Source organism: Actinacidiphila sp. DG2A-62 (assembly GCF_035825295.1).
Classification (GTDB): Bacteria; Actinomycetota; Actinomycetes; order Streptomycetales; family Streptomycetaceae; genus Actinacidiphila.
The window spans coordinates 7,892,518-7,916,872 of the sequence record NZ_JAYMGI010000002.1 but is presented as its reverse complement, the minus strand read 5'-3'; the positions used below and the strand labels follow the sequence as shown (position 1 = coordinate 7,916,872).

Annotated in this window: 19 protein-coding genes and 2 pseudogenes; 16 read left to right on the top strand and 5 right to left on the bottom strand. The window is 75.9% G+C overall.

Features of this window, described 5'->3' with window-relative positions:
• Positions 1-59: 59 nt before the first annotated feature.
• The 3 genes and pseudogenes from VSR01_RS34885 to VSR01_RS34875 all read left to right on the top strand — a co-directional run.
• Positions 60-986, top strand: coding sequence for an ABC transporter substrate-binding protein (locus VSR01_RS34885; protein WP_326452974.1), 927 nt, complete (start codon positions 60-62; stop codon positions 984-986).
• Positions 983-1,870: an amino acid ABC transporter permease gene (locus VSR01_RS34880; RefSeq protein ID WP_326452973.1), complete on the top strand. Its 888-nt coding sequence runs from the start codon at positions 983-985 to the stop codon at positions 1,868-1,870. The genes VSR01_RS34885 and VSR01_RS34880 overlap by 4 nt, the downstream gene beginning before the upstream one ends.
• Positions 1,871-2,007: 137 nt before the next feature.
• A pseudogene (locus tag VSR01_RS34875) lies at positions 2,008-2,736 on the top strand (amino acid ABC transporter ATP-binding protein); the annotation flags it as partial.
• Between the two features lie 42 nt (positions 2,737-2,778).
• On the opposite strand, the gene VSR01_RS34870 reads toward VSR01_RS34875, so the two are convergent.
• On the bottom strand, positions 2,779-3,315 hold the full coding sequence (locus VSR01_RS34870; RefSeq protein ID WP_326452972.1) for a GNAT family N-acetyltransferase: 537 nt from the start codon (positions 3,313-3,315) through the stop codon (positions 2,779-2,781).
• 80 nt (positions 3,316-3,395) lie between these two features.
• On the opposite strand from VSR01_RS34870, the gene VSR01_RS34865 reads away from it, so the two are divergent.
• The 7 genes from VSR01_RS34865 (at position 3,396) to VSR01_RS34835 (ending at position 10,125) form a co-directional block, all read left to right on the top strand.
• Positions 3,396-4,190 (top strand): DUF5134 domain-containing protein, encoded by a 795-nt coding sequence (locus tag VSR01_RS34865; RefSeq protein WP_326452971.1) that lies wholly within the window; start codon positions 3,396-3,398, stop codon positions 4,188-4,190.
• Between the two features lie 115 nt (positions 4,191-4,305).
• Positions 4,306-5,244 carry a M56 family metallopeptidase gene (locus VSR01_RS34860; protein ID WP_326452970.1) on the top strand — a complete coding sequence of 313 codons (939 nt, stop codon included), beginning with the start codon at positions 4,306-4,308 and terminating at the stop codon, positions 5,242-5,244.
• Between the two features lie 427 nt (positions 5,245-5,671).
• A complete protein-coding gene (locus VSR01_RS34855; protein WP_442785608.1) occupies positions 5,672-6,478 on the top strand; it encodes a TetR/AcrR family transcriptional regulator in 807 nt (268 codons plus the stop codon).
• Positions 6,479-6,489: 11 nt separating this feature from the next.
• Positions 6,490-7,167, top strand: coding sequence for a uracil-DNA glycosylase (locus tag VSR01_RS34850; RefSeq protein ID WP_326452969.1), 678 nt, complete (start codon positions 6,490-6,492; stop codon positions 7,165-7,167).
• A 61-nt stretch (positions 7,168-7,228) separates the two neighbouring features.
• Complete coding sequence (locus VSR01_RS34845) at positions 7,229-8,071, top strand: phospholipid scramblase-related protein (protein ID WP_326452968.1); 843 nt, start codon at positions 7,229-7,231, stop codon at positions 8,069-8,071.
• Positions 8,072-8,075: 4 nt separating this feature from the next.
• Positions 8,076-9,155 (top strand): N-acetylglucosamine kinase, encoded by a 1,080-nt coding sequence (locus tag VSR01_RS34840; protein WP_442785607.1) that lies wholly within the window; start codon positions 8,076-8,078, stop codon positions 9,153-9,155.
• Between the two features lie 88 nt (positions 9,156-9,243).
• Positions 9,244-10,125 carry a sirohydrochlorin chelatase gene (locus VSR01_RS34835; RefSeq protein WP_326452967.1) on the top strand — a complete coding sequence of 294 codons (882 nt, stop codon included), beginning with the start codon at positions 9,244-9,246 and terminating at the stop codon, positions 10,123-10,125.
• An 88-nt stretch (positions 10,126-10,213) separates the two neighbouring features.
• Here the strand turns inward: VSR01_RS34835 and VSR01_RS34830 are convergent, their stop codons facing one another.
• Both VSR01_RS34830 and VSR01_RS34825 read right to left on the bottom strand, forming a co-directional pair.
• Positions 10,214-11,254: a lactonase family protein gene (locus VSR01_RS34830; protein WP_326452966.1), complete on the bottom strand. Its 1,041-nt coding sequence runs from the start codon at positions 11,252-11,254 to the stop codon at positions 10,214-10,216.
• Between the two features lie 222 nt (positions 11,255-11,476).
• On the bottom strand, positions 11,477-13,276 hold the full coding sequence (locus VSR01_RS34825; RefSeq protein WP_326452965.1) for an FUSC family protein: 1,800 nt from the start codon (positions 13,274-13,276) through the stop codon (positions 11,477-11,479).
• A gap of 324 nt (positions 13,277-13,600) precedes the next feature.
• On the opposite strand from VSR01_RS34825, the gene VSR01_RS34820 reads away from it, so the two are divergent.
• The 4 genes from VSR01_RS34820 to VSR01_RS34805 all read left to right on the top strand — a co-directional run bounded on the left by VSR01_RS34820 (position 13,601) and on the right by VSR01_RS34805 (position 16,394).
• Positions 13,601-14,095, top strand: coding sequence for an Lrp/AsnC family transcriptional regulator (locus tag VSR01_RS34820; RefSeq protein ID WP_326452964.1), 495 nt, complete (start codon positions 13,601-13,603; stop codon positions 14,093-14,095).
• Between the two features lie 269 nt (positions 14,096-14,364).
• Complete coding sequence (locus tag VSR01_RS34815; protein WP_326452963.1) at positions 14,365-14,787, top strand: hypothetical protein; 423 nt, start codon at positions 14,365-14,367, stop codon at positions 14,785-14,787.
• A 26-nt stretch (positions 14,788-14,813) separates the two neighbouring features.
• Positions 14,814-15,446, top strand: a complete 633-nt coding sequence (locus VSR01_RS34810; RefSeq protein WP_326452962.1) for a cell wall protein — start codon at positions 14,814-14,816, stop codon at positions 15,444-15,446.
• A gap of 12 nt (positions 15,447-15,458) precedes the next feature.
• Positions 15,459-16,394: a MauE/DoxX family redox-associated membrane protein gene (locus VSR01_RS34805; RefSeq protein ID WP_326452961.1), complete on the top strand. Its 936-nt coding sequence runs from the start codon at positions 15,459-15,461 to the stop codon at positions 16,392-16,394.
• A gap of 115 nt (positions 16,395-16,509) precedes the next feature.
• On the opposite strand, the gene VSR01_RS34800 is transcribed toward VSR01_RS34805, so the two are convergent.
• On the bottom strand, positions 16,510-20,607 hold the full coding sequence (locus VSR01_RS34800) for an endo-alpha-N-acetylgalactosaminidase family protein (protein ID WP_326452960.1): 4,098 nt from the start codon (positions 20,605-20,607) through the stop codon (positions 16,510-16,512).
• A gap of 334 nt (positions 20,608-20,941) precedes the next feature.
• Positions 20,942-21,973, bottom strand: coding sequence for a LacI family DNA-binding transcriptional regulator (locus tag VSR01_RS34795; protein ID WP_326452959.1), 1,032 nt, complete (start codon positions 21,971-21,973; stop codon positions 20,942-20,944).
• Here VSR01_RS34795 and VSR01_RS34790 point away from each other — a divergent pair.
• A pseudogene (locus VSR01_RS34790) lies at positions 21,930-23,755 on the top strand (glycoside hydrolase family 35 protein); the annotation flags it as partial. The gene VSR01_RS34795 and the pseudogene VSR01_RS34790 overlap by 44 nt on opposite strands.
• A gap of 48 nt (positions 23,756-23,803) precedes the next feature.
• Positions 23,804-24,157, top strand: coding sequence for a beta galactosidase jelly roll domain-containing protein (locus VSR01_RS38120; protein WP_442785740.1), 354 nt, complete (start codon positions 23,804-23,806; stop codon positions 24,155-24,157).
• Positions 24,158-24,355: the final 198 nt, after the last annotated feature.

The following is a 24,355-nucleotide window of genomic DNA, read 5'->3' as shown; positions in this document are numbered from 1 at the left end:
TCCGGACGACCGGCCCAATCCCGTGGACAGCCGCGGGCCGGTGGTGCCAAGGTCCCGCCATGCGTCCCGCGATCCCGCCGTCCCCGCGCCGCGCGCTGCTCGCCGCGGCAGCCCTGTCCTCGATGCTCGTCCTCGCCGTGGCCGGCTGCGCCCCGCAGGACGACGACTCCGCCGGCTCCGACGCCGCCTCCGGCTCGCCCACGGCCGGCGCCGCCGCGAGCGCCGCCGGCGCCGCCTGCACCGCGGCGTCGCTGCCCACCCGCACCAAGGGCAAGCTGACCGTCGGGACCGACAACCCCGCCTACGACCCGTGGTTCTCCGACGACGACCCCTCCAACGGCAAGGGGTACGAGTCCGCCGTCGCGTACGCGGTGGCCAAGCGGCTCGGCTACGCGCCCGCCGACGTCGTCTGGCAGAAGGTCCCCTTCAACAGCGCCTTCGCGCCCGGCGCCAAGTCCTTCGACTTCGACGTCAACCAGGTCTCGGTGAACGCCGACCGCCGCAAGGCCGTCGACTTCTCCCCCGGTTACTACGACGTGCGGCAGGCGGTCGTCGCCCGCAAGGGCTCGCCGATCGCCTCCGCGCACTCGCTGGCCGACCTCAAGGACGCCAAGCTCGGCGCACAGGTGGGCACCACCAGCCTGGACGTCATCACCGGCACGGTGAAGCCGGCGAAGAAGCCCGCGGTCTTCCAGCGCAACGACCTGGCGGTGGCCGCGCTGAAGAACGGCCAGGTCGACGGGATCGTGGTGGACCTGCCGACCGCCTTCTACATCACCGGCGCGGAGGTCACCGACGCCAAGGTGGTGGGGCAGTTCGCCGACACCGGCGGGACCCCCGAGCAGTTCGGGCTGGTCCTGGACAAGGGCAGCGGGCTCACCGCGTGCGTGTCCCGGGCCGTCACCGCGCTGCGCGGCGACGGGACGCTGGCCGCGCTGGAGAAGCAGTGGCTGTCCGACGCGGTCGACGCCCCGGTCCTGAAGTGACCGTCGGCGCCAAGCGGGCGCAGGCGCCGGCGGACGACGGCTACCGGCCCTCGGCGCGGCGGATCGAGCGCGAGCGCCACGAGCGCGACCGCACCCGCCGCGCCTTCGCCGTCGCCGCCGTCAGCACGCTCGCCACGGCCGCGGCGGTGTACGCGGTCGTCGTCAACTCCCCCGGCTGGCAGCGCACCCGGCAGACCTTCTTCAGCGCGCACTACGCGCGGGTGGCGTTCCCCGACGTCATGCACGGGCTGTGGCTCAACCTGCGGCTGCTCGCGGTGTGCGGCGCGGTCGTCCTGGTCGCGGGGCTGCTGGTGGCGCTGCTGCGCACGCTGCGCGGCCCGGTCTTCTTCCCGGTGCGCGCGCTGGCCACCGCCTACGTGGACTTCTTCCGCGGGCTGCCGCTGATCATCTGCATCCTGGTCAGCGTCTTCGGCGTCCCCGCGCTGCGGCTGCGCGGCGTCACCAACGACCCGGTGACGCTCGGCGGCCTGGCGCTCTGCCTGACCTACACCGCCTACGTGGCCGAGGTGTTCAGGGCCGGCATCGAGAGCGTGCACCCCAGCCAGCGCGCCGCGGCCCGCTCGCTCGGCCTGAGCAGCGCCCAGACGATGCGCCACGTGGTCCTGCCGCAGGCCGTGCGGCGCGTGGTGCCCGCGCTGCTGAACGACATGGTGTCGCTGCAGAAGGACACCGGCCTGGTGTCGATCGGCGGCGCGGTCGACGCGGTGTACGGCGCGCAGATCATCGCCAGCCGCGAGTTCAACTACACCCCGTACGTCATCGCCGGGCTGGTCTTCGTCGCGATCACCATCCCGATGACCCGGTTCACCGACTGGGTGGCGGCGCGGATGAACCGGCGGCAGTCGCAGGGAGGCACGGTATGAAGGGCGGCGTCGGAGCACCGGGACCGCGCGACGAGCCGGCGCTGGGCAGGAGGCCGGGACCGGGCAAGGACCCGAGCCCGAGCGCGGAGCCGGCGCCCCGCGACGTGCCGGCGCCCCGCGACGAGCCGGTGCTGCGGATGGAGTCGGTCCGCAAGACGTACGGCGACTCGGTGGTGCTGCGCGACATCTCGCTGGAGGTGCCCGCGCACACCGTGACCGCGCTGATCGGCGCCTCCGGCTCGGGCAAGTCGACGCTGCTGCGCTGCGCGAACCTGCTGGAGGAGGTCGACGACGGCGCGGTCTTCCTGGACGGCGAGGAGATCACCGACCCCCGGGCCGACCAGGACGCGGTGCGCCGCAGGATCGGCGTGGTCTTCCAGGCGTACAACCTGTTCCCCCACATGACCGTGCTGGACAACATCACCCTGGCCCCGCGCCGGGTGCACCGGGTGCCGCGCGCGCAGGCCGAGGCGCACGGGCACGAACTGCTGGGCAGGCTGGGGCTCGCGGACCGGGCGCGCGAGTACCCGGACCGGCTCAGCGGCGGCCAGCAGCAGCGGGTGGCGCTGCTGCGCGCGGTGGCCGCCCGGCCGCGGCTGCTGCTCCTGGACGAGATCACCGCCGCGCTCGACCCCGAACTCGTCGGCGAAGTGCTGGCGGTGGTCCGGGAGTTGAAGGAGGAGGAGGGCATGACGATGGTGATCGCCACGCACGAGATGGCGTTCGCCCGCGAGGTCGCCGACCAGGTGTGCTTCCTCGACGGCGGAGTGGTGCTCGAACGCGGCGCCCCCGCCGAGGTGTTCGGCGCTCCGGCCGAGCAGCGCACCCGCGATTTCCTGCGCCGCATCACCGAGGCCGGCCTGCTGAGACCAGGGGCGTCCCGTGCGGGGACGCCGGGCCCGGCTCCGCTACCGGAGCTTCTTGGTGAGCAGCTCGAACTCCAGGTCGTCCCGGGTGGGCAGGCCGAACCGCTCGTCGCCGTACGGGAAGGGCGAGGTCTGCCCGGTGCGGGAGTAGCCGCGGCGGACGTACCACGCGATGAGGTCCTCGCGGACCGTGATGACCGTCATGTGCATCTCGGCGACGCCCCACTCGTCGCGGGCGAAGCGCTCCGCCTCGGCGATGATCGCCTTGCCGAGGCCGCCGCCCTGGAGCTTGGGCCGGACCGCGAACATCCCGAAGTAGGCGTGCTCGCCGCGGTGTTCGAGCTGGCAGCAGGCGACCAGCTCGCCGCCGGACTCGACCGCGACCAGTCGGCTGTCGGCCTTCCGGATCACCGCGAGGACGCCCTCGGGGTCGGTCCGCTGGCCTTCGAGGATGTCCGCCTCGGTGGTCCAGCCGGCGCGGCTGGAGTCGCCGCGGTACGCGGATTCGATCAGCGCGACGAGCGCGGGCACGTCGGCGGCGGTGGCGGGGCGGAAGGTGAGCGGTGCTGCGGCGTCCATGCGGTCAGGTTATCGGAGCGCGCCGGGACCGTTCGGGGCGCGCGGCACATGTCCGCACCACCCCTGGTACCTCCGTGCGCATGGGTGTGCGCCCTCGTGCGCGGGCAGCACAGGAGGGGGCGCGGATCCGCGCGGCCGGGAACCGGCGGCGGCGCGCGCACGACCAACGGATCAGGACGGCACGCACCGGCCGGTGTGGGGCCGCGGGGGCGAGCACGGGCAGCGGGGATCGCGCCGCCAGCACGCGCAGCACGGGTGAACGCCACGCGGACGACGGGCGGCAGGGCGCCGCGGACGGACGCGGGAACGGAGGGAGGGGCCATGACGATGCACGGACCGCCGCTGGTGGCGTGGCTGATCGTGGCGCTGAACGCCGCCGCCGCGATCTCCTGCCTGCTGCGCGGCCGGGAGCGGGTGGAGGCGCTGACCGGGGCCGCGATGGCGGCGATGGCCGTGCCCCTGTCGGTGGCCGACCCGTGGGCCTGGGCGGGCCGGCGCTGGCCGCGGTGTTCGGCGCGGCGGCGCTGTACGCCGTCCTGGGACCGGGCCGGCACGCGGCGCACCGCACCCACCACGCCGTCTGCTCGGCCGCGATGGCCTACATGGCGGTGGCGATGTCCGGCATGGCGGCGGGCGACGGCCACGGCGGTCACGGGGGCCACGGCAGCACCGGCGTCCCGCTGCTGACCGGCGCGCTGCTGGTGTACTTCGCGGCCTACGTGGTGCGCGCCGGGGTCCGCCTGGTCATGGTCCCGGCCGTCGCCGCCGGCGCTCCCGGCGGCGTCCGTCCGCCGCTGCGGCGCTCCCCCGAAGTCGCCGACGCCTGCCGGATATCCATGGCCCTGGGCATGCTGGCGATGCTGGTCACGCTGTGACCGCGGACCGCTGCCCGGCGGGCGCGCGGCACACCGCGTGAGTGATGGTGAGTGATGCGTCACATCGGCTGGGCGCGCGTGCCGCGCCGCGCCGCCCGCTCCTAGGGTGATCCACATGACGGTCGCGTTCGTGCTGCTGGTCCTCGGCGCACTTGCGGCGGCGACGGCGCCGCGTCTGCTCTCCCGCGCGCAGTGGCCGGAGCGCGAGCCGGTGCTGGCCCTGTGGGTGTGGCAGTGCGTGGTCGCCGCGGTGCTGCTGTGCTGCCTGCTGGCCATGGCGCTCGCCGGCTCGGCCGCGTGGGCGGCGGTGCGCGGGAACGTCTTCGCCTTCGCCCCGAGCGGCGTGGTGGAGGCGTACGGACTGTCGGACCACGGCCACTGGGCCGGCTGGCTGGCGGTGCTGCTCGCGCTCGGCGGCGTGTGGACCGCGGCGATGCTCACCCGCGAGGTGCGCGCGGCCAGGACCCGGCGCAGACAGCGCAGACGCGAGGTCTTCGCGCGGGCGCCGCGGCTGCCGGGCGAGTCGGTGCCGCCGGGCGAGCGCCTGGTGGTCCTGGAGGACGCGCGTTCGGACGCGTGGTGGCTGTCGGGCGCGGCACCGCGGCTCGTCGTCACCACCGCGGCGCTGCGCCGACTCAAGGGGCGCCAGCTGGACGCGGTGCTCGCACACGAGCAGGGCCACGCGCGGGCCCGGCACGACCTGCTGCTGCACTGCGCGGGCGCGCTGGCCGCCGCCTTCCCGCAGGTGCCGGTGTTCGCGGCCTTCCGCGACCAGGTCCACCACCTGGTGGAGCTGGCGGCGGACGACACCGCCTCGCGCCGGTTCGGCCGGCTCACCACCGCCCTGGCGCTGGTGGAGCTGAACGAGGAGCGCGGGGTGTTCGGCCCCTCGCCCGCGCCGCCGGGCGCGGTCCCTGGCCGGGTGCACCGGCTGCTCGACCCCGCGCCGCGGCTGCCGCTGGGCCGCCGGGTCCGGATGACCGCCTACGCGCTGCTGCTGCCCGCGGTGCCGCTGCTGATCGCCTTCGGGCCGGGGCTGCACGCGTTGACCTGACCGGTGGTTGGCACAATGGCCGTGACGGCCGACGACCGGGAGGAGGCGACGGCGTGACGGTGACGGCCGCGGTGCCCGGCTTCCCGGGCTCCGCCTTCCCCTTCTTCCGTTTCCGTCTCTTCCGCCTCTTCTTGAGCGCGCCCGACGGGCGGCGGGCCGGCGGCGCGCTCCCCCGCCGGGCGCGACCGGCGGACCGCTTGCCGCCGTGGCGGCGACAGGTCGCCCTGCGCGGCGCGCCGTGTCCGGTCGGCCGAAGAGCCTGAGGATCCGGGCGCGGGTACGCGGAACGCCGGTCCCGGCGATCCCCCGCGTCGCCGGGTCCGGCGCGTCCCCCGTTTCCCCGTTTCCCCCGTGTGCCGCCCGGTCCAGGGCCGGACGGCGCGCGCTGAGTATATTGGCTCGCAGCCAGTCAACGCAGGAGTAAAGCATGTCGCCTCGGAGCGCTTCGGTCAATGAAGAAATGCGGCGGCGGTCCCGCGAGCGCCTGCTGCAGGCCACCGTGGAGCTGGTGGAGGAGCGCGGCTACGCGGCCACGACCTTGGCGGACATCACCGAGCGGGCGGGCTCCGCGCGCGGTCTGGTGTCGTACTACTTCTCCGGGAAAAGGGCGCTGCTGCAGTCCGCCGTGCACCGGCTGATGCACCTGGAGCTGGCGGACGCGCTGGCCGCGGAGCCGCCCACCGAGGACGGCCAGGAACTGCTCGCGCGGGCCGTCGACTCCGTCCTCGGGCTCACCCAGCGGCACACGACGCTGATGCGCACCCACATGGCCTCGATCCTCCAGGAGGAGGGCTTCATCCAGTGCCCCGAGCAGCAGCGGCTGGCCTGGCTGCTGCGGGACACCGTGGCCCGCTACGGCGCGGCGGACCCGGACGAGGAGTACCGGCTGCTGCGGGCGTTGCTGATGGGCGCCACGGTGGCGCTGCTGCTGCCGGGCGCGCCGATGCCGCTGGCCCGGCTGCGCGCCGAGCTGTTCCAGCGCTACAAGCTGCCGTGGTCGGCGGGCGCGCCGCCGGCCGGGTCGAGGAGTACGACCTGTCGGCCGAGGTCTGAGCGCGCCCTCGGCGGCGTGCGCGGGCCGGCGCGGGCGCCGGAGGGCGCGGTCGCGGGACCGGGCGCGGGACCGGTCGGTGGACCGGTCGGGGTGGTCGACATGGCCGGAATCGCGCGCTGCCCCGGCCGGCGGCGGCCGGGGCCCGTACTCGCGTCCGCGGCACGGCTGTTGAGCCAGTAGAGTGACGGACCGTGACAGCACGACCCTTGCACGAGATCGTCGAGGCCGGCTGGGCCAAGGCCCTGGAGCCCGTGGCGGGCCGGATCGCGGCCATGGGGGACTTCCTCCGCGCCGAGATCGCCGCGGGCCGCACGTACCTCCCCGCGGGACCGAACGTCCTGCGCGCCTTCCAGCAGCCCTTCGACGACGTACGGGTGCTGATCGTCGGCCAGGACCCGTATCCGACGCCCGGGCACGCGGTGGGGCTGAGCTTCTCGGTGGCGCCAGACGTCCGCCCGCTGCCGGGCAGCCTGGAGAACATCTACCGCGAGCTGTGCCAGGACCTCGGCGTCCCGCGGCCGTCCAACGGCGACCTCACGCCGTGGACCGCCCAGGGCGTGCTGCTGCTCAACAGGGCGCTGACCACCGCGCCGCGGCGGCCCGCCGCCCACCGCGGCAAGGGCTGGGAAGAGGTCACCGAGCAGGCCATCAGGGCGCTGGCGGCGCGCGGCCGTCCGCTGGTGTCGATCCTGTGGGGGCGCGACGCCCGCAATCTGCGGCCGCTGCTGGGCCATCTGCCCGCCATCGAGTCCGCGCACCCGTCGCCGATGTCGGCGGACCGCGGGTTCTTCGGCTCGCGGCCCTTCAGCCGGGCCAACGACCTGCTGGAGCGGCAGGGCGGGCAGCCGGTGGACTGGCGGCTCCCCTGAGCAGGGCTCGGCCGGGCGCCGGCCCGGTCCGCTGAGCGCCCGGCCGGGGTAGTCTGCCCGGGTGACCACGCATTCCAACACCCCGGCCGGCTGGTACGCCGACCCGCAGGGCACTCCGAACCTGCTCAGGTACTGGGACGGCACCCAGTGGACCGAGCACACCAACCCCGGCCAGGTTCCGCAGCAGCCCAAGGAGGGCGGCGGCAGCGCCTGGGAGTTGAACGTCAGCGGCGCCCCGGACCCGTCGAAGGTCCAGCGCCAGGTGCAGCAGCAGGCCGGCGTGGCGCCGGCGGGCCAGGGCGGCGGCTCGCTGTTCACCGAGCCCGTGCTGGTGGTGAACCAGAAGGCCAAGCTGATCGAGCTGGTCAACGAGTACAGCGTGTTCGACCAGAACGGCCGGACGCTGGGCTCGGTGGTGGAGGTCGGCCAGTCCACGGCGAAGAAGGTGCTGCGGTTCGTCTCCAGCGTGGACCAGTTCCTCACCCACAAGCTGGAGGTCCGGGACGCCCAGGGCGTGCCGCAGCTGGTGCTGACCCGGCCGGCCAAGTTCATCAAGTCCAAGGTGCAGGTGCACCGCGCCAACGGCGAGCCGCTCGGCGAGATCGTGCAGCAGAACGCCTTCGGCAAGATCAAGTTCGGCTTCATGTACAACGGCCAGCAGATCGGCACGATCAAGGCCGAGAACTGGCGGGCCTGGAACTTCGCGATCGTCGACCACACCGAGACCGAGATCGCCCGCATCACCAAGACGTGGGAGGGCCTGGCGAAGACCATGTTCACCACGGCCGACAACTACGTGCTGCAGATCCACCGGCCGCTCGCCGACCCGCTGCTGAGCATGGTCGTGGCCTCGGCGCTGACCGTGGACACCGCGCTCAAGCAGGACTCGCGCGGGCTCGGCTGACCGAGTGGGCGAGGGTCTCGGCGGCCACGGCGACACCGGCGGCGGGAGCGGCGGCCCGGACGGCGCGCACCGCGCCGGCGGCTGGGTGCTCGGCGTGGACTCGGGCGGCTCCGGCGTACGGGTCGCCCTGGCCCGCGGCGACGGCTCGGCCGTCGCCGCGCCGGCCGCCTGCGCGCGCCCCGCGGTGACCGGCGGGCGCGGCATCGACGCCGACAGCCTGCTCGGCCTGGTGTTGCCGCTCGCCCGGGGGCTGATGGCGGCGGCCGGCGCCGGGCGGATCGACGCGGCGTGCGTGGGCGCGGCCGGGATGGCCACGCTCGGCGCGGACCTGCGCGCCCGGCTGCCGCAGGCGCTCGACGAGGCGCTCGGGGTGCGCGAACTGGCCCTGGCGGGCGATGTGGTGACGGCGTACGCCGGCGCGCTGGGCCTGCGGCCCGGAGCGGTGGTCGCCGCCGGCACCGGCATGATCGCCCTGGGCACCTCGGGCCCCGGCGACGGCTGGCGGCGCGCGGACGGCTGGGGTCATCTGCTGGGCGACGCGGGCGGCGGCGCGTGGATCGGCCGGGAGGGCTTGGACGCGGCGATGCGCGCGCACGACGGGCGGGCCGGCGGCTCCCCCGCGCTGCTGGAGCGGCTGCGGGAGCGGTTCGGGCCGCCGGAGGGTCTGCCGGGGCAGCTGTATCCGCGGCAGGACCGGCCCGCGGTGCTGGCGTCGTTCGCGCCGGACGTGGCGGCCTGCGCGACCGCGGACCCGGTGGCGGCGGACATCCTGGGCCGCGCCGCCGGGCACATCGTGGAGGCCGCCGCGGCGGTGCTGCCGCGGAAGGCGCCGGCGGCCGGGGAACCGGTGGAGGTCGCGCTCGCCGGCGGCCTGTTCAGGACGGGCGAGCCGCTGCTCGCGCCGCTGCGCGCGCGGGCGGCCGCGGTGCTGCCGGGCGCGCGGCTGCGCCTGGCGGACGGCGACCCGCTGGACGGCGCGGTGCGCATCGCCTCGGCGCTGTGGCGCGGGGCGCTGACGCTGCCCGCCGACCCGGCGCTGCTGTCGGTCGTGCACCGGCCAGACAGGCCCGATGACCACGGGTGATCGCTGAAACGGACAGTTCGGGACAGCCCCGGCCCTTCCCGCACCCGCACGAGCGGAGGGCCGCCGCGAGGCGTTAGCATGCGACGCCATGAGCAACGCCACAGGGCCCGCCGCCGGCCTCCCCGTACGAAGCCCGCGCCCGCGCCAGACCGGACGCCACCGCCGCCCCGAGGCGCTGTCCGCCCCGGAGGGAGCGCCGGTGCTGGTGCTCGCCGTCCCGGGCACTCCCACCGCCGCGGCGCTGAGCCTGGCCGAGGAGGTCGTCAGCCTGGCGCGCGCCGAACTGTCCGGCCTGGACCCGCGGGTGGCCTTCGTCGACGGTGACGACGCGGAGTTCCCGGGCCTGCGCGGCGTGCTCGACCAGGTCGCCGCCGAGCGCCCGGGCGAGGAGACCTCCGCGGTCGTGGTGCCGCTGCTGGCGGGCCCCGAGGCGTCGGTGCTGCGCCGGGTCCGGCAGGCGATCGGGGACTCCAAGGCGCAGGTGGAGCTGACCGACGTGCTCGGCCCGCACCCGCTGCTCGCCGAGGCGCTGCACGTGCGGCTGTCGGAGGCGGGGCTGGCCCGCGCCGACCGGGCCCGGCTGTTCACGGTGGCGACCGCGGCCGACGGCATCATCCTGGCCACGGTCGGCGGCGAGGAGGCCGCGCAGGCGGCCGGCGTGACCGGGCTGCTGCTGGCCGCCCGGCTGGCGGTGCCGGTGCTGGCGGCGGCGCTGGACGAGGACGGCGCGATCGCGCGGGCGGCCGAGCAGCTGCGCTCCTCCGGCTCGACCACGCTCGCGCTGGCGCCGTGCCTGATCGGGCCGGAGATCGCCCCGCAACTGCTGCACGAGGCCGCCGCCGAGGCCGGCTGCTCGGGCGCGGACGCGCTGGGCCCCTACCCGGCGGTGGGCAAGCTGGTGGTCACGCAGTACGCGGGGGCGGTCGGCATCGTCCCGGCCGGCGCGGGCCAGGCCGGGCCCCAGGAGTAGCCGGCGCGGCGTCGCTCTGTGGAGGTGCCGCGCGAAGGGCGGTCCCGATGTCGGGGCCGCCCTTCGCGTACGCGCCGGGTCGGTCGGGTCAGCCGAAGACCACGCAGGAGACGGCGGGCAGCGCGAGGGCGCCGGTCTGCTTCGGGATGCCCGTGCCGGGGTCGACGTCGAACCAGGTGACGTCGCCGGAGCGCTCGTTGGCGGCGTAGAGGCGGGCGCCGGTCGGGTCGAGGGTGAGGTGGCGGGGCCAGTCGCCGCCGCAGGGGACGGTCTCCAGGAGTTCCAGCCGCTCGCCGCTGCGGTCCAGGCCCAGCACCGCGATGCTGTTGTGGCCGCGGTTGGCGGCCCAGGCGAAGCGCCCGTCGGGCGAGATCACCAGTTCCGACGGGTAGTTCTCGCCGTCGGCGTCCGGGGGCAGCACCCGGACCTCGGCGAGCGGGCGCAGGCTGCCCTTCTGCGCGTCGAACCGGCAGACGGTGACCACCGAGTCCAGCTCGTTCATCACATAGGCGTGGGCGCCGCCGGGGTGGAAGGTCAGGTGCCGCGGGCCGATCCCCGAGCGCAGGCCCAGCTCCCGTTCGATCTCCAACTCGCCGCTGGCGGCGTCGAGTTCGCAGACCCGGACCGAGTCGGTGCCGAGGTCCACACTGACCGCCCAGCGGCCGCTGGGATCGGGCAGCACGGCGTGGGCGTGCGGGCCCTCCTGCCGCTCCCTGTCCGGGCCGTCGCCCTCGTGCTCCAGCACCGAGCGCACCGCGCCCAGGCCGCCGTCGCCGTCCAGGGCGAGCACGCTGACGCTGCCGGGCGCGGCGTAGTTGGCGGTGAGCAGGTGGCCCTGGTGGACGGCCAGGTGGGTGGGCGCTCCGCCGCGCACCGGCACGGGCGCGCCGAGCAGGGCGGGCGCGGCGGGGTCGGCCAGGCTGAACGCGGCGGCGGCGCCCTCGGGTTCGGTCTCGCTGACCGCGTAGAGGACCCGCCGGTCCGCGGAGAGCGCGAGGAAGGACGGGTTCGGCACCGCGGCCGTGTGCCCGAGCGCGCTGAGCGCTCCCGTGTCCGGGTCGAGGGCGGCCGTGGTCAGGCCCCGGCCCCCCGCAGACGTGAACGACCCGATGTAAACGTGCCCGGCCACTGCCGTACCTCTTCCGCCTGATGTCTGTACGGCGGCTGACAGTAGTACGTGACGGCGGTTACGTCGCCCCCGGGGCGTCGGCCCGCGGCGCGGGGTGGTTGACGGGGTGCGGCGGCCGGGCGGGCCGCGCGGGTCTGCGGCGGCGGGGCGGGGCGGTGCGGTGCGGGTTCCGCGGGCGCGGCCGTGCGTCGGCTCGGGCGCGGCGGCGCGCCCGGCGTGCGCTCACGCGGCCGGCGCGGCGGACTCCTGCGGGCGCAGCGGCGCGGCGAGGGCGCGCAGGGCCGACTCCAGGCCGTGCAGGTGCGCGAGGGCGCGCTCGGCGTGCGGGTGCCCGGACGGCGCGGGCGCGGACGCGGCGGACGCGGTCCGCGGCCCGGGCGCGGAGGCGGAGGCGGTGTCCTGCCGCGGTGCGGCGGGCGCGCTGTCCGGGTCGAGCAGGCGCAGCACCGCGTGCTCGACCCGGCGGCAGGCGGCGAGCAGGCGGGCGTCGTGCCCGGCCCGCGGGTCGGCCGCGGTCCGGGCGAGGCCCCGCGCCTCGCGGGCGCAGTCGTCCAGCAGCGCGAGCACCCGCAGGGCGCGGGCGCGGCGCGCGCGATGGGGATTGAGCGGGTGCAGCAGCGGGCCCAGCGAGATCCGCACCCGGCCGAGCACGGCGTCGAGTTCGGCGGCGCGGCCCGCCAGGTCGGCGGCGGCGCCGACGCCGCCCGGGTCCGTGGCGGCGCCTGGGACGCCACCCGCACGGGGGACGCCGAGATCGCCGTCGGGGGTCCGCGCGGGTGCCTCGCCGCCCGGACCCACGGCGTCCGCCGGGCCCGCCGTTCGCGCCGTGCCCACTGCGCCCGCCGTGGCTGGCGACACCGCCGAGCCTGCCGTCCCCGCCGTGGCGGCCGCGCCGTCCAGGTGCCGCGCGGTCCGTGCCGCGACGTCCCGTACGGCGTGCAGCGCGCAGCGCACCCACGCGTCGGTGGCGGCGTGCGTGGTGACCGGCAGCACCAGCAGGACGGCCAGGGCCGCCGTGCCCGCGCCCACCAGCGTCTCCTCCAGCCGCAGCGCCAGCAGCGCGGGCCGCAGCACGCCGAGCAGCCCGTAGAGCGTCCCGGCCATGACCGTGACGAAGAAGGTCATCCAGCTGTACGAGACCGGCGCGCTGTAGAAGATCCCGAAGACGCAGGCGGCGACGAGGACGGCCGACGGCACGGCGGCGCCGTGCAGCGGCGCGGCGAGCGCGAAGCCGGCGGCGACGCCCGTGGCGGTGCCGAGCACCCGGCGGAACCCGCGGACGAGGGTCTCGCCGCGGGACGCGGTGTTGACGAAGATCCACCAGGAGGCGGCGACCGCCCAGTACCAGCGGTCGCCGGAGACCGCCTCGCCGAGCCCGAGGGCCGCCGCGGCGGCGGTCGCGGCCTGGACGGCCTGCCGGGTGGTGGGACGGCGCGGGCCGCGTCCGGCGACGGCGGGGACGGCGGCGGGCAGCAGCGCGGCTGCCGGGGGCGGTGCGCCGCGCTCGTGGCACCACAGGCCGAACCGGACGGTCGCGGCGGCGCCGAGGCCGATGCCGACCGCGGCGAGGAGTTCGGGGAGGTCGCCGGGCGCGGCGTGCAGGAACTGCGCGACGAAGAACATCATGAACGCGAAGACGCCCAGCGCGTTGCCGCGCGGTCCCCAGCGGCGGGCGTACACCCCGCCCATGACCACCGCGACGAAGGCCGCGTCGCGGGCCGCCGGCCACGGGTGCAGCGCGCTCGCCGCCGCCAGCACGGGCACCCCGGCGGCGGGCAGCAGCGCGGTGGTGACCGCCTGCCGCCGTACCGTCGCGTCGGCCACGGTGAAGAACGCGAGCAGGGCCGCGAGTCCGCCGCCGCACGCCGCCGGCAGCGGCAGCCCGGCGAGCAGCACCGCCGCGACCGCGGCGGAGATGCCGAGCACCGCGCGGGCGGCCGAGCGCAGCCGCAGCCGGCCCGGGTCCGGGGCCGCGACCGCCCGCGCGGCCCGCGCCGCCCACGTCCAGGTCCTCCGCTCCACCGTGCCTCCCGCCCCTTTCCGTTCTCTCCGCTGCCGTTCTCTCCGCCCGGTCCGCGCGTTCGTCCGTCCGTCGCGAGCGTCCGTTCGTCCGTTCGTCCGGTGCGCGCCCGCGCACCCGCGCGCCCTCGTCGCACGCGTCCGCCGCGCCCGCGGCCGGCTCCGCGCCGCCGCGGACACGGCGACGGCGTTGCGGAGGTCTCCGCAACGCCGTCGTCACCGCAAGGAAAGCATCCTGTGGCGCTCTGGCTCAAACCGATCGCCCCGCACTGTGCCATTGGTAGAGTGAAACCGCCCTGTCACCGGCCGCGAGGGGACCACTGGCTCATGTCCGTCGACGCGCTGGACGCCCGCATCCTGCGGCTGCTGCTCCAGCAGCCGCGTACCAGCGTCCGCGAGTACGCGCGCATCCTGGGCGTGGCCCGCGGGACCCTGCAGGCGCGGCTCGACCGGCTGGAGCGGGACGGCGTGATCGCGCAGGCCGGGCCGAGGGTGTCGCCCGCCGCGCTGGACCACCCGGTGCTGGCGTTCGTGCGGATCGAGGTCACGCAGGGGCACCTGGACGACGTCGGCACCGCGCTCGCGGACGTGCCGGAGATCATCGAGGCGTACTCCATCACCGGCGGCGGCGACCTGCTCACCCGGGTGGTGGCGCGCGACAACGCGCATCTGGAGGACGTCATCCAGCGGCTGATCCGGCTGCCGGGCGTGGTCCGCACCCGCACCGAGATCGCGCTGCGCGAGCGGGTGCCGCACCGGGTGCTTCCGCTGGTGGAGTCCGTCGGCCGCGGCGCCGCGGCGGCACGCCGCGACGGCGGCTGACCTGCCGGCGCCCGCCGCGCCGACGGGGCCGACGGCCGCCGTCCCCGCGGGTCCGCCGAGCCGCGCGTCTGGCGGACGCGCGTAGAAGCGCGCATCATGGCTCTGCTCCACGTGCACTGCCGACACATCCGACCCACCCGGCGCAGCGGGCCCAGCCCCGCGGTCCGTCGCGGCCCCCCACTCCACGGCGGCGCTGTGCCGAGATCCGATTGTCATGCACCGGTCACGCCTGGACGCGGTGGCCGTGAGCGAGCGAAGGAGAGACCGACATGGCCTGCGGAACGACCGCCCTGTGGGCGGGTGAGACCACCTGGTTCTGCTGCGGCGGGTCCTGGGGACCCTGCGGCAGCGCCGGCACCGGCGCCTGCGGCACCTGCCAGTCCAACGCCCACATGGCCGCCTGGCCCAACACCTCCCAGGCGTGCTTCGACATCACCCGCCCCGACCTGTGCGGCGAGAGCATCGTGCGGCGCGCCTGCGGCTCGGTGATGAACGTCAAGCACCAGTGCTCCGGCGCCTCGGTGTGCGTCACCGTCGCCGACTGCGGCCCGCGCACCCAGTCCTTCTGCGGCGAGGCCACCTGCTGCAACGGCGCCTGCCGCACCAACCGCGTGATCGACCTGACGCCGGCCGCGTTCTCCGCGATCGGCAACCTCAGCTCGGGCAAGCTCCCCGTCTACATCTACGAGTGACCCGGCCGGCAGGAGGAAGGACCGACATGAACCGCGACAGCGAACGCGCACCCCGCGCCGGCCTCGACCGGCGGCGCTTCCTGACCACCGCGGCCCTGGGCGGCGCGACCATCGTGGGCGCCTCCGCGCTCGGCGGCCTCGACGCGGACGCCGCCTTCGCCGCGCCGATGGCGTCCCTCGACCCGGCGATCGCCTCGTCCGCCTTCGCCGAGGGCCGGATCACCGGGATCAGGGGCAGCGTGCTGGAGGTGGCCGGCTCCTACGGCGACCACCACCTGATCCAGATGACCAACGCCACCAGCGTGTGGAAGCTGCGCCCCACCACCGCGGCGGAGATCAGCATCGGCGACGGCCTGTACGCGCGCGGCGTGGACATGCCCGACGGCACCATCGCGGCCGACGCGGTCTGGGTGAACATCGTGAACCTCTACTGCACGATCAGAGGCATCGCCAAGGACCGGCTGCACCTGACCCACGGCGACCACGACCACGCGGTGGTCGGCCGGATCGTGCCGGACACCACCACCGCCTCGTACCAGGGCGGCGCGCTGACCCGGGACCTGTCGCGGGTGCGCATCGGCCAGGCCGCGCAGGTCCTGGGCGCCTGGCGGCCCGAGGACGACTCGGTGGACATCGCCCGTGTCACCGTCGGGCACTGAGGGGGCGGTGCGATGCTTCCCCTGCTGACGAACCTCGTCCCGGCCGTGCTGGGCGTGCTGCTGGCGGCCACCGGCGCGGCCAAGCTGCTGTCCCGCGACATCGCGCGGGTCGCGGCCGGCACCGTGCTGGTCCGGGTGCTCGGCGACGCCGAGCGGGCCGGCCGGGCGCTGCGCGCGGTCGGCGCGGCCGAACTGGCCGTCGCCGCGGCACTGCTGGCCGGCGTGGGAGCGGGCCTGCCCGCCGCCGGGCCGGGCGCCGCCGCGGCCGTGCTGGGCGCGGGATTCACCGGCTACCTCGGCTATGCGAAAGCCACCGCGCCGGAGTCGGGCTGCGGGTGCAGCGCGCGGGCCGAGGGGCCGATCGGCGCGCGCTCCTTCGCACGGGCCCTCCTGGTGCTCGCCGCCGGCTGCGTCTCGGCCGCGGCGGACCGCGCCTGGTGGTCGCAGGTCGCGGCGCGGCCCGCCGGGTCGGCGGTGTTCGCCGTCGCCGCGGCCGTGGCGGTGTTCCTGGTGTCGGCGGACCTCGACCGCTACTGGCTGCTGCCGCTGCGCCGGCTGCGCATCCATCTGTTCGGCCACCCGCTGCGCGCGGGCGACGCGGGCGACGCGGGCGACGCGGGCGGCCGGGTGCCGGTCGAGGCGTCGGTGGAGTTGCTCGAGCACTCGCTGGCCTGGCAGGCCGCCTCCCCCATCGTCAGGTCCGCGCTGCTGGACCACTGGGACGACGAGGGCTGGCGGGTGCTGCGCTTCGCGGGCGTCTACGAGGAGGAGGTGCGCGGACCGCGCCCGGTCAACGTGCTGTTCGCACTGGACCGGGCCGCGACGATCGACACCGCGCCCAGCCCCGCGGTGCGGGTCTCGGTGATCGACGACCGCACCGAGGAGGTGGTCCCGCTGGACCTGTCGGCCGCGGTCACGGCGGCGGCGGTCACGCCGCACGCGGGGTAGCGCGCGGTCCCGGACGGCGCGCGCCGCCCGGGCGGGTCCCGGACGGCACGCGGCCCCCGGCGGGAGGCACCTCGCCGGGGACCGCGTGTTCGTCCGCGCGCGGGCGCGCGGGCGGCTAGACCGGCGGGTATCCCGTCGGCGCGTCCGCGTAGCCGCCGAGGACGCGCATCTCGGCCGCGGCGGCGAAGGGCAGGCCGTTGAGCGCGTTCAGCGCCGTGAAGCGCACGGAGGAGGCGCGGACCGCCGGGAAGTCGATCTCCTGCGGGTCCGGGGAGTCGACGAGGGTGCCGCGGGCGACGGTGGTCCAGGTGGTCCCGTCGTCGGAGACGGCGATCTCGTAACCGCCGACGCGGCCGTTGGGGCCGCCGCTGCGCCGGTCGAGGTAGCTGAAGCCGTCCACGTCGGCCGGGCCGCCGAGCCGCAGCACCACCCAGTGCGGGTAGGGCGCCTCCTGCTCGGTGTAGTCGGTGTGCCAGATGGTGCCGGGGTCGCCGTCCAGTACGTTGCCGACCGGGCCCTCCGCCGGTCCCGAGGACAGGTTCTCGGAGTCGGCGGTGGCGGTCATCGACCCGGGCGACAGCAGCGGCCTGGCCGCGACGGTCGCCGCCGCGTTCGCGCCGACCGACTTGGCGCCGTCCGCGGTGTAGGTCGCGGTCGCCCGCCAGGTCGCCGATCCGGCCGCGGCGCTGTCGGGCGCGGTGAGCAGCCATGTGGTGACGGCGGTGGCGCCCGGCGCGACGGAGGCGAAGGCGTTGCCGCCCCGGTCCTCCACCGCGACCTTCCAGCCGTCCGGCAGCCCGTCGAGGGTGATGTGCACGCCGGTCGCGGCGACCGCCTCGTTGTTGGTGAAGACGGTGGTGAACGCGCTGGGCGCGCCGGGGCTCAGCTCGGCGCCGGCGGGTGCGGTGAGGCTCGCGCAGGCCGGGCCGGTCGCGGCCGGGCCCAGGTCGGTGACGGTGAAGTCGTCCAGCACGAAGTCGGTGCCGGCCGCGCCGCCGAGCTTGCGCAGGCCCACCCAGGTGTCGCCGCAGCCCGCGGTGATCTCCTCGGTGCGGGCGGTGGTGGTCAGCGCGGGAGCGAGGGTCTCGCGGGTCAGGTCCCTGGCGGCGACCTTCCCGCCGCCCACCGTGTCGGCGCCGGTGATCCAGGCCCACTGGGCGTCGAGGTTGCTCTGGTAGCGGAAGGAGACCCGGTAGCGGTGGCCGGCGGTGAAGGGCACGGTCGCCGGGACGGTCCGGTAGACCAGGCCGGTGTTCTCCTCGTGGGACTTCAGCGAGTGCGCGCCGTCGAGCACGTCGTCCACCGCCTGGCCCTTCAGCGTCCCGGAGTCGTACGGCGCGTAGGTGTTCTTCCACTGCTTCTGGCTGTACGGCGCGTGCAGGTCGCTGATACTGGTGCGCGGGTCGGTGACGCCGCCCGCGTCGCCCTTGACGAACGGGCCCCAGCCGGGCTGGTTCCCCTCGAAGTCGTCGTGGGCGATCACGGTGGCGCCGGGTGCGGAGGCGGGCGGCGGCGTCGAGGTGTCGGCCGTCAGGCGGGCGTCGTCGAGGGTGACGGCGGCCTGTCCGGCGGACGCGGCGAGCGTCACGGCGGCCTTCCCGTCGGGCGGTGCGGTGAAGGTCACCGAGGCCCGTTGGGCGTAGCTGCCCTCCTTGGCGTCGGCGGCGACCTCGTTGCGCGCCGGGGTGGTGTCGAAGGTGCGGGCGGCCGAGGTGTGCCGGGCGCCGGTGACGCTCAGCGTGACCGGACGGCGCAGTCCGGGCGCGATCTCGACGTCGGCGCTGAAGGAGTAGCGCCGCCCCGGGGTGAGGCCGTGCGCGGTCTGGGTGAGCGAGGAGGCGGCGGCGCCGAGCCGCGCGACGTGGTCGCCGTTCGCGGTGCGCACCAGGGAGGCGTCGCCCGCGGGGTGCCAGGCGCGCAGGTCGCCGGCGTCGAAGCCCGGGTCGGCGAGCGGGGTGCCCTCGCCGTAGCGCACGTCGGTGTGCGGCGCGGCGCCGCCGCGCGGCACCAGCACGTACGGCTGCCCCTTGGCGCCGGTGAGCGTCACCCGGCCGTGGTCGGGGGTGACGTCGGCGGCCTTGAGGCGGCCGGTGTCGGTCAGCTCGTAGAGGGTGAAGCGGTCGACGCCGGCGAACTGCCGGGTCAGGTCGAAGGTGTGGGCGCCGCCGGAGGCGCTGAAGTAGTACATCTTGTCGGCGCGGGCCGGCGAGGAGACGCCGTGTCCGTCCTGTGCCTCGCCCCAGGGCAGCAGGTAGCTGTCGCCGCTGAGGACGAGGGCGCCGCCCATGGTGATCTGCCGGACGCCGCCGTCGGCGGTCACCCGGACCCCGCCGGTCAGGTCGGCGGACCTGCCGACGTCCCAGTCGGTGAGCTGGAAGTGCTGGAGGAACTTGGTCGGCAGGTTGTTCGTCCAGATGTTGCCGTAGAAGGCGTTCCAGTCGTCCTGGCCGGTCCAGCCCTCGAACTCCTTGATCGAGGAGCCGCCGAGCAGCGGGTCGACGTTCCACACGTCGCGGTCGGAGTTGGCGATGAAGCGGATGATGTTCGAGTTGATGCCCTTGTTGGTCGGGCCGCCGTAGCCCTTGTCGCTCGCCCAGTGCGACCAGATCGACTCGCCCTCGAACTTGTAGGCCCACTCGCTGGCCACCTCGAAGCCCATCGCGCGCAGGCGCGCGGCGAGTTCGTCGGCGAGCCAGCCGCTGGAGTAGTAGGCGTCGATGTAGACGGTCCTGATCCCCGGGGCCTCCCGGCGCAGTTGGGCGAAGCGGTCGAGGACGGCGCCGGTGCCCAGGTCGGTGCGCTGGTCGATGTGGTACGACTGGTTGAGCCAGTCCCAGCCGTTGACCTGGCCCTTGATCAGGCCGGAGCTGAAGTTCTTCGCCTGCGGGTAGGCCTCGGTGACGTTGACGTGCACGGCCAGGTCGGCGTTGTACCGGGCGCCGGTGGCGGCGAGGGCGTTCAGGTCGGACAGTCCGCCGGCGCGGGTGTTGTAGTCGCCGCCGTAGTCGGGGTGGCCGGAGTCGTGGCCCTCGTTGGCGTAGCCCTTCTCCAGCACCCACTGGCCGAGGTCGTCGGTGGCCAGCGAGATCCGCTTGACGTTGTCGAGGGTCTTCAGGAACGGATTGGTGGCCTGGCTGGCGAAGTTGAACGGGATGTGCTGGACGACGCGTTCGGGCACCCGGTCGGCGCCCAGCGGGTGCGTCATGGCCGCCCGGTAGGCGAGCGCGCCGTCCTGCCAGGTGATCTTCCCGTCGCCGTTGGCGTCGGCGGCGAGCACCACGGTGGTGCGCGGCAGCGCGTAGGTCGCCACCCGCGGGTCGGTCGCGCCCTCGGCGTGCACGGTGTAGACGCCGGGCGTGAGCTGCGCGCGCCGGGCGCCGCCGCCGGCGTCGGTGATCCGCGAGGTCAGGCGGGAGTTGTCGTTGTCGTTGTCGTCCTGCGGGGCGTCCCGGGTGGCGTCGCTGATCAGGCCGGCGGACAGCTGCGAGTCGCTGACGAAGCCGTACGGCGTGGCGACGTCCGCCGCGTCGGGGGCGGTCGCGGCGGTGATCGGCAGGAACTGGTCGGCGGTGGTCGTGGAGTCGGTGGAGATCCGGGTCCTGGCCAGGTTCGCGAGCGGGTCGGAGGTGTCGACCGACACCAGCGACTGGTGGGGCAGTTCGAGGGTGTCCACGCTCCCCGCGGCGCTGCCGGTGATGCTCTTCACCGCGAAGACCACGGTGTCGGCGGCGGTGGCCGTGATGGCCGAGGTGATGGTCACGCCGGGCAGGTCGGCGAAGGCGGAGACGTACGTGGCGGTGTCGCCGCGCACGGTCGCCGTGGTGTCGGCGGTGTGGGCGGCGCCGTTGACCTCGAAGGTGTCCAGGGCCGCGGGCTGACCGGTGAGGGTGCGTCCGCCCAGGTCGTAGGAGATCACCTGCGGGAACTCGCGGGCGACGGTGACGGTCAGCGCGCCGTGCCGGATGCGGACCCCGGTCGCGGGGTGTGCGGGAGGGGGCGGCGCGACGGTCGCGGCGCCGGGCCCGGACCCGGCGGCCGGCGCGGGATCGGCGCCGGCCGCCGCGCCCGCGTGGGCCGGGACGACGCCGAGCGCGGTCAGGGCGAGCACGGTCAGCGGGACGAGCAGCCGGCCGCGCGGGCGGGCGCGGGCGCGGGAGGAGCCGGCCGGGAGGCCGGTGAGGAATCGCGGTCTGCGGGATGAGCGCGGGGACATTGCACCACCTAGGAGGCGTCCGTGAGTGCCGGGGAGCGCTTGAGTGAGGCAGACGGTAGCCGAGATGGCATCGATAACACCAGAGGTGGCGGTGCTCAGATCCAGGGATGTTAGCGGGCGACACCCCCGGCGGCGGTCCTCGCGGCGGGGTCCGGCGGCGGGACGCGCGGACGCGGCACTCGGGAACCGGCACGCGGCGGCGGTGGGGCGGCGGGGTCCGGCACGCGGCGGCGGTGTGGGCAGTGGTGGCGGCGGTGGCGGCGGTGGCAGTGGTGGCGGCGGTGGCGGCGGTGGCGATGTGGGCGCCGTCGCCGCGGGGGCAGTGCCCGCGCGGTCAGCGGCGGGGCGCCGGCCCGGTGCTGGCCCGCACCACCAGCTCGGGCTCCACCGACGCCGGCTCCGCGTCGGCCGCCGGGTCCTCGATGTACCGCATGAGGTGGGCGACCGCGAGCGCGCCCATCCGGTCGAACGGCTGCGCCACCGTGGTCAGCGACGGCGAGCAGTACTCGGCGAGCGCGATGTCGTCGACGCCGACCACCGAGATGTCCTGCGGGACCCGGCGGCCGAGTTCGTGCAGCGCCCGGATGACGCCGAAGGCCATCTCGTCGCTGGCCACGAAGACCGCCGTGACGTCCGGGATGCGGCCCAGGATCAGGCCGTTGCGGTAGCCGGAGGCGGGCGACCAGTCGCCCTCCAGCTCCGGCGGCACGGTACGGCCGTCCGCCTCCAGTTCCGCCCGCCAGCCGGCCGAGCGGCTCGCCGCGTCCAGCCACTCGCGCGGCCCCGACACGTGCCAGACCGTCTCGTGGCCCAGGTCCAGCAGGTGCCGGGTGGCCAGCCGGGCGGCCAGCGACTGGTCCACCGCGACCACCTCGGTGGCCGCGGTGCGCGAGCCGTCCACCGTGATCGTCGGGACCGCGCCGGTCAGCTGCTCGATCTGCCGGCTGACGTGGATCAGCGGCACCGCCAGCACGACTCCCTCCACGTGCTGGTCGGCCAGCCGCAGCAGCGCGCCCTCGATCGCGGAGGTGTCCAGGGAGGCGGTGGTGGCCGCGCTCACCGCGTAACCGGCCTCCCGCGCGGCGCGTTCGATGCCGAGGGTCAGCGCGGTGCGCGAGTAGAAGCTGGTCTGGAGGGTGACCACGCCGATGGTGCGGCTGCGGCCGGAGGAGAGCATCCGGGCGGCGTTGTTCCTGCGGTAGCCGAGCTGCTCGACCGCCGCGAGGACCTTGGCGCGGGTCTTCTCCTGCACGTTGGGGTGGCCGGCCAGCGCCCTGGAGACGGTCTGCGCCGAGACCCCGGCGACCCGGGCGACATCGGTCATGCCGGGCGGCCGTCCGGCCTCGCGCGCGCTCTGCCTGGTCATCGGTCCCTTCCCGGCTCTGCCTGCCTGCATGGTAGCGGTCCCACCAGCCGTGACGCGCGTCCCGTCGCCCCGCTCCGCCTCCCCGACGCAGTCGCTTGGCATCGATAACATCTCTGTGCGACAGTACGGCAGCGACAAGTACGGCGCCGCGCCGCGTGCGGGCGCGGATGCCCGCTGGGCAGCTGTGGCGGAGGCGGAGGACACGAGCATGGCGCGGTCGGTCGGCGACGAAGTATCGATATCATTCCGCGGCGTCGCGGTGGGTCTGGACACCCCGCCGGCACGGCCCGCCGCGCTCGCCCCGCCCGCCGCCGGCCCGGTGGACACCGCGGGCCCGGTGGACACCGCGGGCCCCGTGGACGCCGCGGCCCGGGTGAAGGCCGCCGGCGTCGCGGGAGCGGCGCCCGCTCCCCTGCTGACCCACCCCGGCGGCACGCTGCTGCGCGGCGGGCACCCGCACCGCGTGCTGTCCGGGTCGTTGCACTACTTCCGGGTGCACCCGGCGCAGTGGGCCGACCGGCTGGAGCGGCTGGCCGCGATGGGGCTCAACACCGTGGACACGTACGTCCCGTGGAACTTCCACGAGTCCCGCCGCGGGCGTCCCCGGTTCGACGGCTGGCGGGACGTCGAGGGCTTCCTGCGCCTCGCGCACGCCACGGGCCTGGACGTCATCGTCCGCCCGGGGCCGTACATCTGCGCCGAGTGGGACAACGGCGGGCTGCCGGCCTGGTTGACCGGCACGCCCGGGATGCGCACGCGCTGCTCCCACCAGCCCTTTCTGGACGAGGTCGCCCGCTGGTTCGACGTGCTGGTCCCGCGGATCGCCGCGCTCCAGGCGGCGCACGACGGCCCGGTGGTCGCCGTGCAGGTGGAGAACGAGTACGGCAGCTTCGGCGACGACCGCGGCTATCTGCGGTGGCTGCGCGTCGCGCTGGCCGAACGCGGCGTCACCGAGCTGATGTACACCGCGGACGGCCCCACCGAGCTGATGCAGGACGGCGGTTCGCTGCCGGGCCTGCCCGCCGCCGCGACCTTCGGGTCCCGGCCGGAGCGGGCGGCGGCGCTGCTGCGCGCCCGCCGGCCGAAGAGCCCTTCGTGTGCGCGGAGTTCTGGAACGGCTGGTTCGACCACTGGGGCGAGCCGCACCACGTCAGGTCGGTGGACAGCGCCGCGCACACCCTCGACGGCATCCTCGCCGAGGGCGGCTCGGTGAGTCTGTACATGGCGCACGGCGGCACCAACTTCGGCCTGTGGTCCGGCGCCAACCACGACGGCGAGCGCCTGCAGCCGACCGTGACCAGCTACGACAGCGACGCGCCGGTGGCCGAGAACGGCGCGCTCACGCCGAAGTTCCACGCGGTGCGCGCCCGGCTGCACGCGCTCACCGGGGCCGCGCCGCGCCAGGTGCCGGCCGATCCGCCGGTGCTGCCCGCCCGGTCGCTGCGCGCGGAGCCGGGCGCGGGGCTGCTCGACGGGCTGCTGGCGGCGGCGCGGCCGCCGGTGACCGCGCCGCACCCGCTCGGCTTCGACGAACTGGGCCAGCCGTCCGGCCTGGTGCTCTACCGCGCCCGGCCGCGGCTGCCGCACGGCCCCCAGGAGGTCACCGTGACCGGCCTGCACGACCGGGCGCAGGTCTTCGTGGACGGGACGGCGGTCGCCGTGCTGGACCGGGAGACCGCCGCCTTCACCGTCGAGGGCCGCGGCGCGCCGGTCCGTCTGGACCTGCTGGTGGAGAACCAGGGCCGGATCAACTACGGTCCGCTGCTGGGCCAGGGCAAAGGACTGCTCGGCGGGGTGCGCGTCGGGCGGCGGCTGGTGCACGGCTGGACGATGCACGGGCTGCCGCTGGACGAGTGGACGCCGCGGGAGGTGCGGCGCGCGCCGGACGCCGCCGCGCCCTCGGGCGGCTCGGGCTTCGCCACCGCGCGCTTCACCGTCGCCGAGCCGGCCGACGCCTTCCTCGCGCTGCCCGGCTTCGCCAAGGGCTTCGTCTGGGTCAACGGCACGCTGCTGGGCCGCTACTGGGAGATCGGCCCGCAGACCACCCTCTACCTGCCCGCGCCGCTGGTCGTCCCCGGCGCCAACACCGTCACCGTCCTGGAGCTGGAACGCCTCGGCGACCGCGTGGACCTGCGCGAGCGCGCGGAGCTGGGGCCGCGGCAGGAGTACGTCGAGACGTTCTGAGCGCGGGACGCGCCCGCGTGGCCGTACCTGGCGGGTCCGCCGCCGTGATCCCGGAGGGTCCGCGGCCGTACCCCGGCGGGTCCGCGGCCGTGATCCCGGGCGGTCCGCGGCCGTGTCCGTACACGCGCGCCGGCGTCGGGCGGGCCCGAGCGATGCGCTCGGCGGGGTCGTTCTGCGGCACGTCCCGGCCCGGGTCCC

Coding starts and splice junctions, on each gene's coding strand:
- VSR01_RS34860 (WP_326452970.1), top strand. CDS start 4,306: ATGACGGTCGCGTTCGTGCTGCTGGTCCTCGGCGCACTTGCGGCGGCG.
- VSR01_RS34820 (WP_326452964.1), top strand. CDS start 13,601: ATGTCCGTCGACGCGCTGGACGCCCGCATCCTGCGGCTGCTGCTCCAG.
- VSR01_RS34815 (WP_326452963.1), top strand. CDS start 14,365: ATGGCCTGCGGAACGACCGCCCTGTGGGCGGGTGAGACCACCTGGTTC.
- VSR01_RS34865 (WP_326452971.1), top strand. CDS start 3,396: ATGGGTGTGCGCCCTCGTGCGCGGGCAGCACAGGAGGGGGCGCGGATC.
- VSR01_RS34810 (WP_326452962.1), top strand. CDS start 14,814: ATGAACCGCGACAGCGAACGCGCACCCCGCGCCGGCCTCGACCGGCGG.
- VSR01_RS34835 (WP_326452967.1), top strand. CDS start 9,244: ATGAGCAACGCCACAGGGCCCGCCGCCGGCCTCCCCGTACGAAGCCCG.
- VSR01_RS34800 (WP_326452960.1), bottom strand. CDS start 20,607: ATGTCCCCGCGCTCATCCCGCAGACCGCGATTCCTCACCGGCCTCCCG.
- VSR01_RS34805 (WP_326452961.1), top strand. CDS start 15,459: ATGCTTCCCCTGCTGACGAACCTCGTCCCGGCCGTGCTGGGCGTGCTG.
- VSR01_RS34855 (WP_442785608.1), top strand. CDS start 5,672: ATGTCGCCTCGGAGCGCTTCGGTCAATGAAGAAATGCGGCGGCGGTCC.
- VSR01_RS34795 (WP_326452959.1), bottom strand. CDS start 21,973: ATGACCAGGCAGAGCGCGCGCGAGGCCGGACGGCCGCCCGGCATGACC.
- VSR01_RS34885 (WP_326452974.1), top strand. CDS start 60: ATGCGTCCCGCGATCCCGCCGTCCCCGCGCCGCGCGCTGCTCGCCGCG.
- VSR01_RS34870 (WP_326452972.1), bottom strand. CDS start 3,315: ATGGACGCCGCAGCACCGCTCACCTTCCGCCCCGCCACCGCCGCCGAC.
- VSR01_RS38120 (WP_442785740.1), top strand. CDS start 23,804: ATGCACGGGCTGCCGCTGGACGAGTGGACGCCGCGGGAGGTGCGGCGC.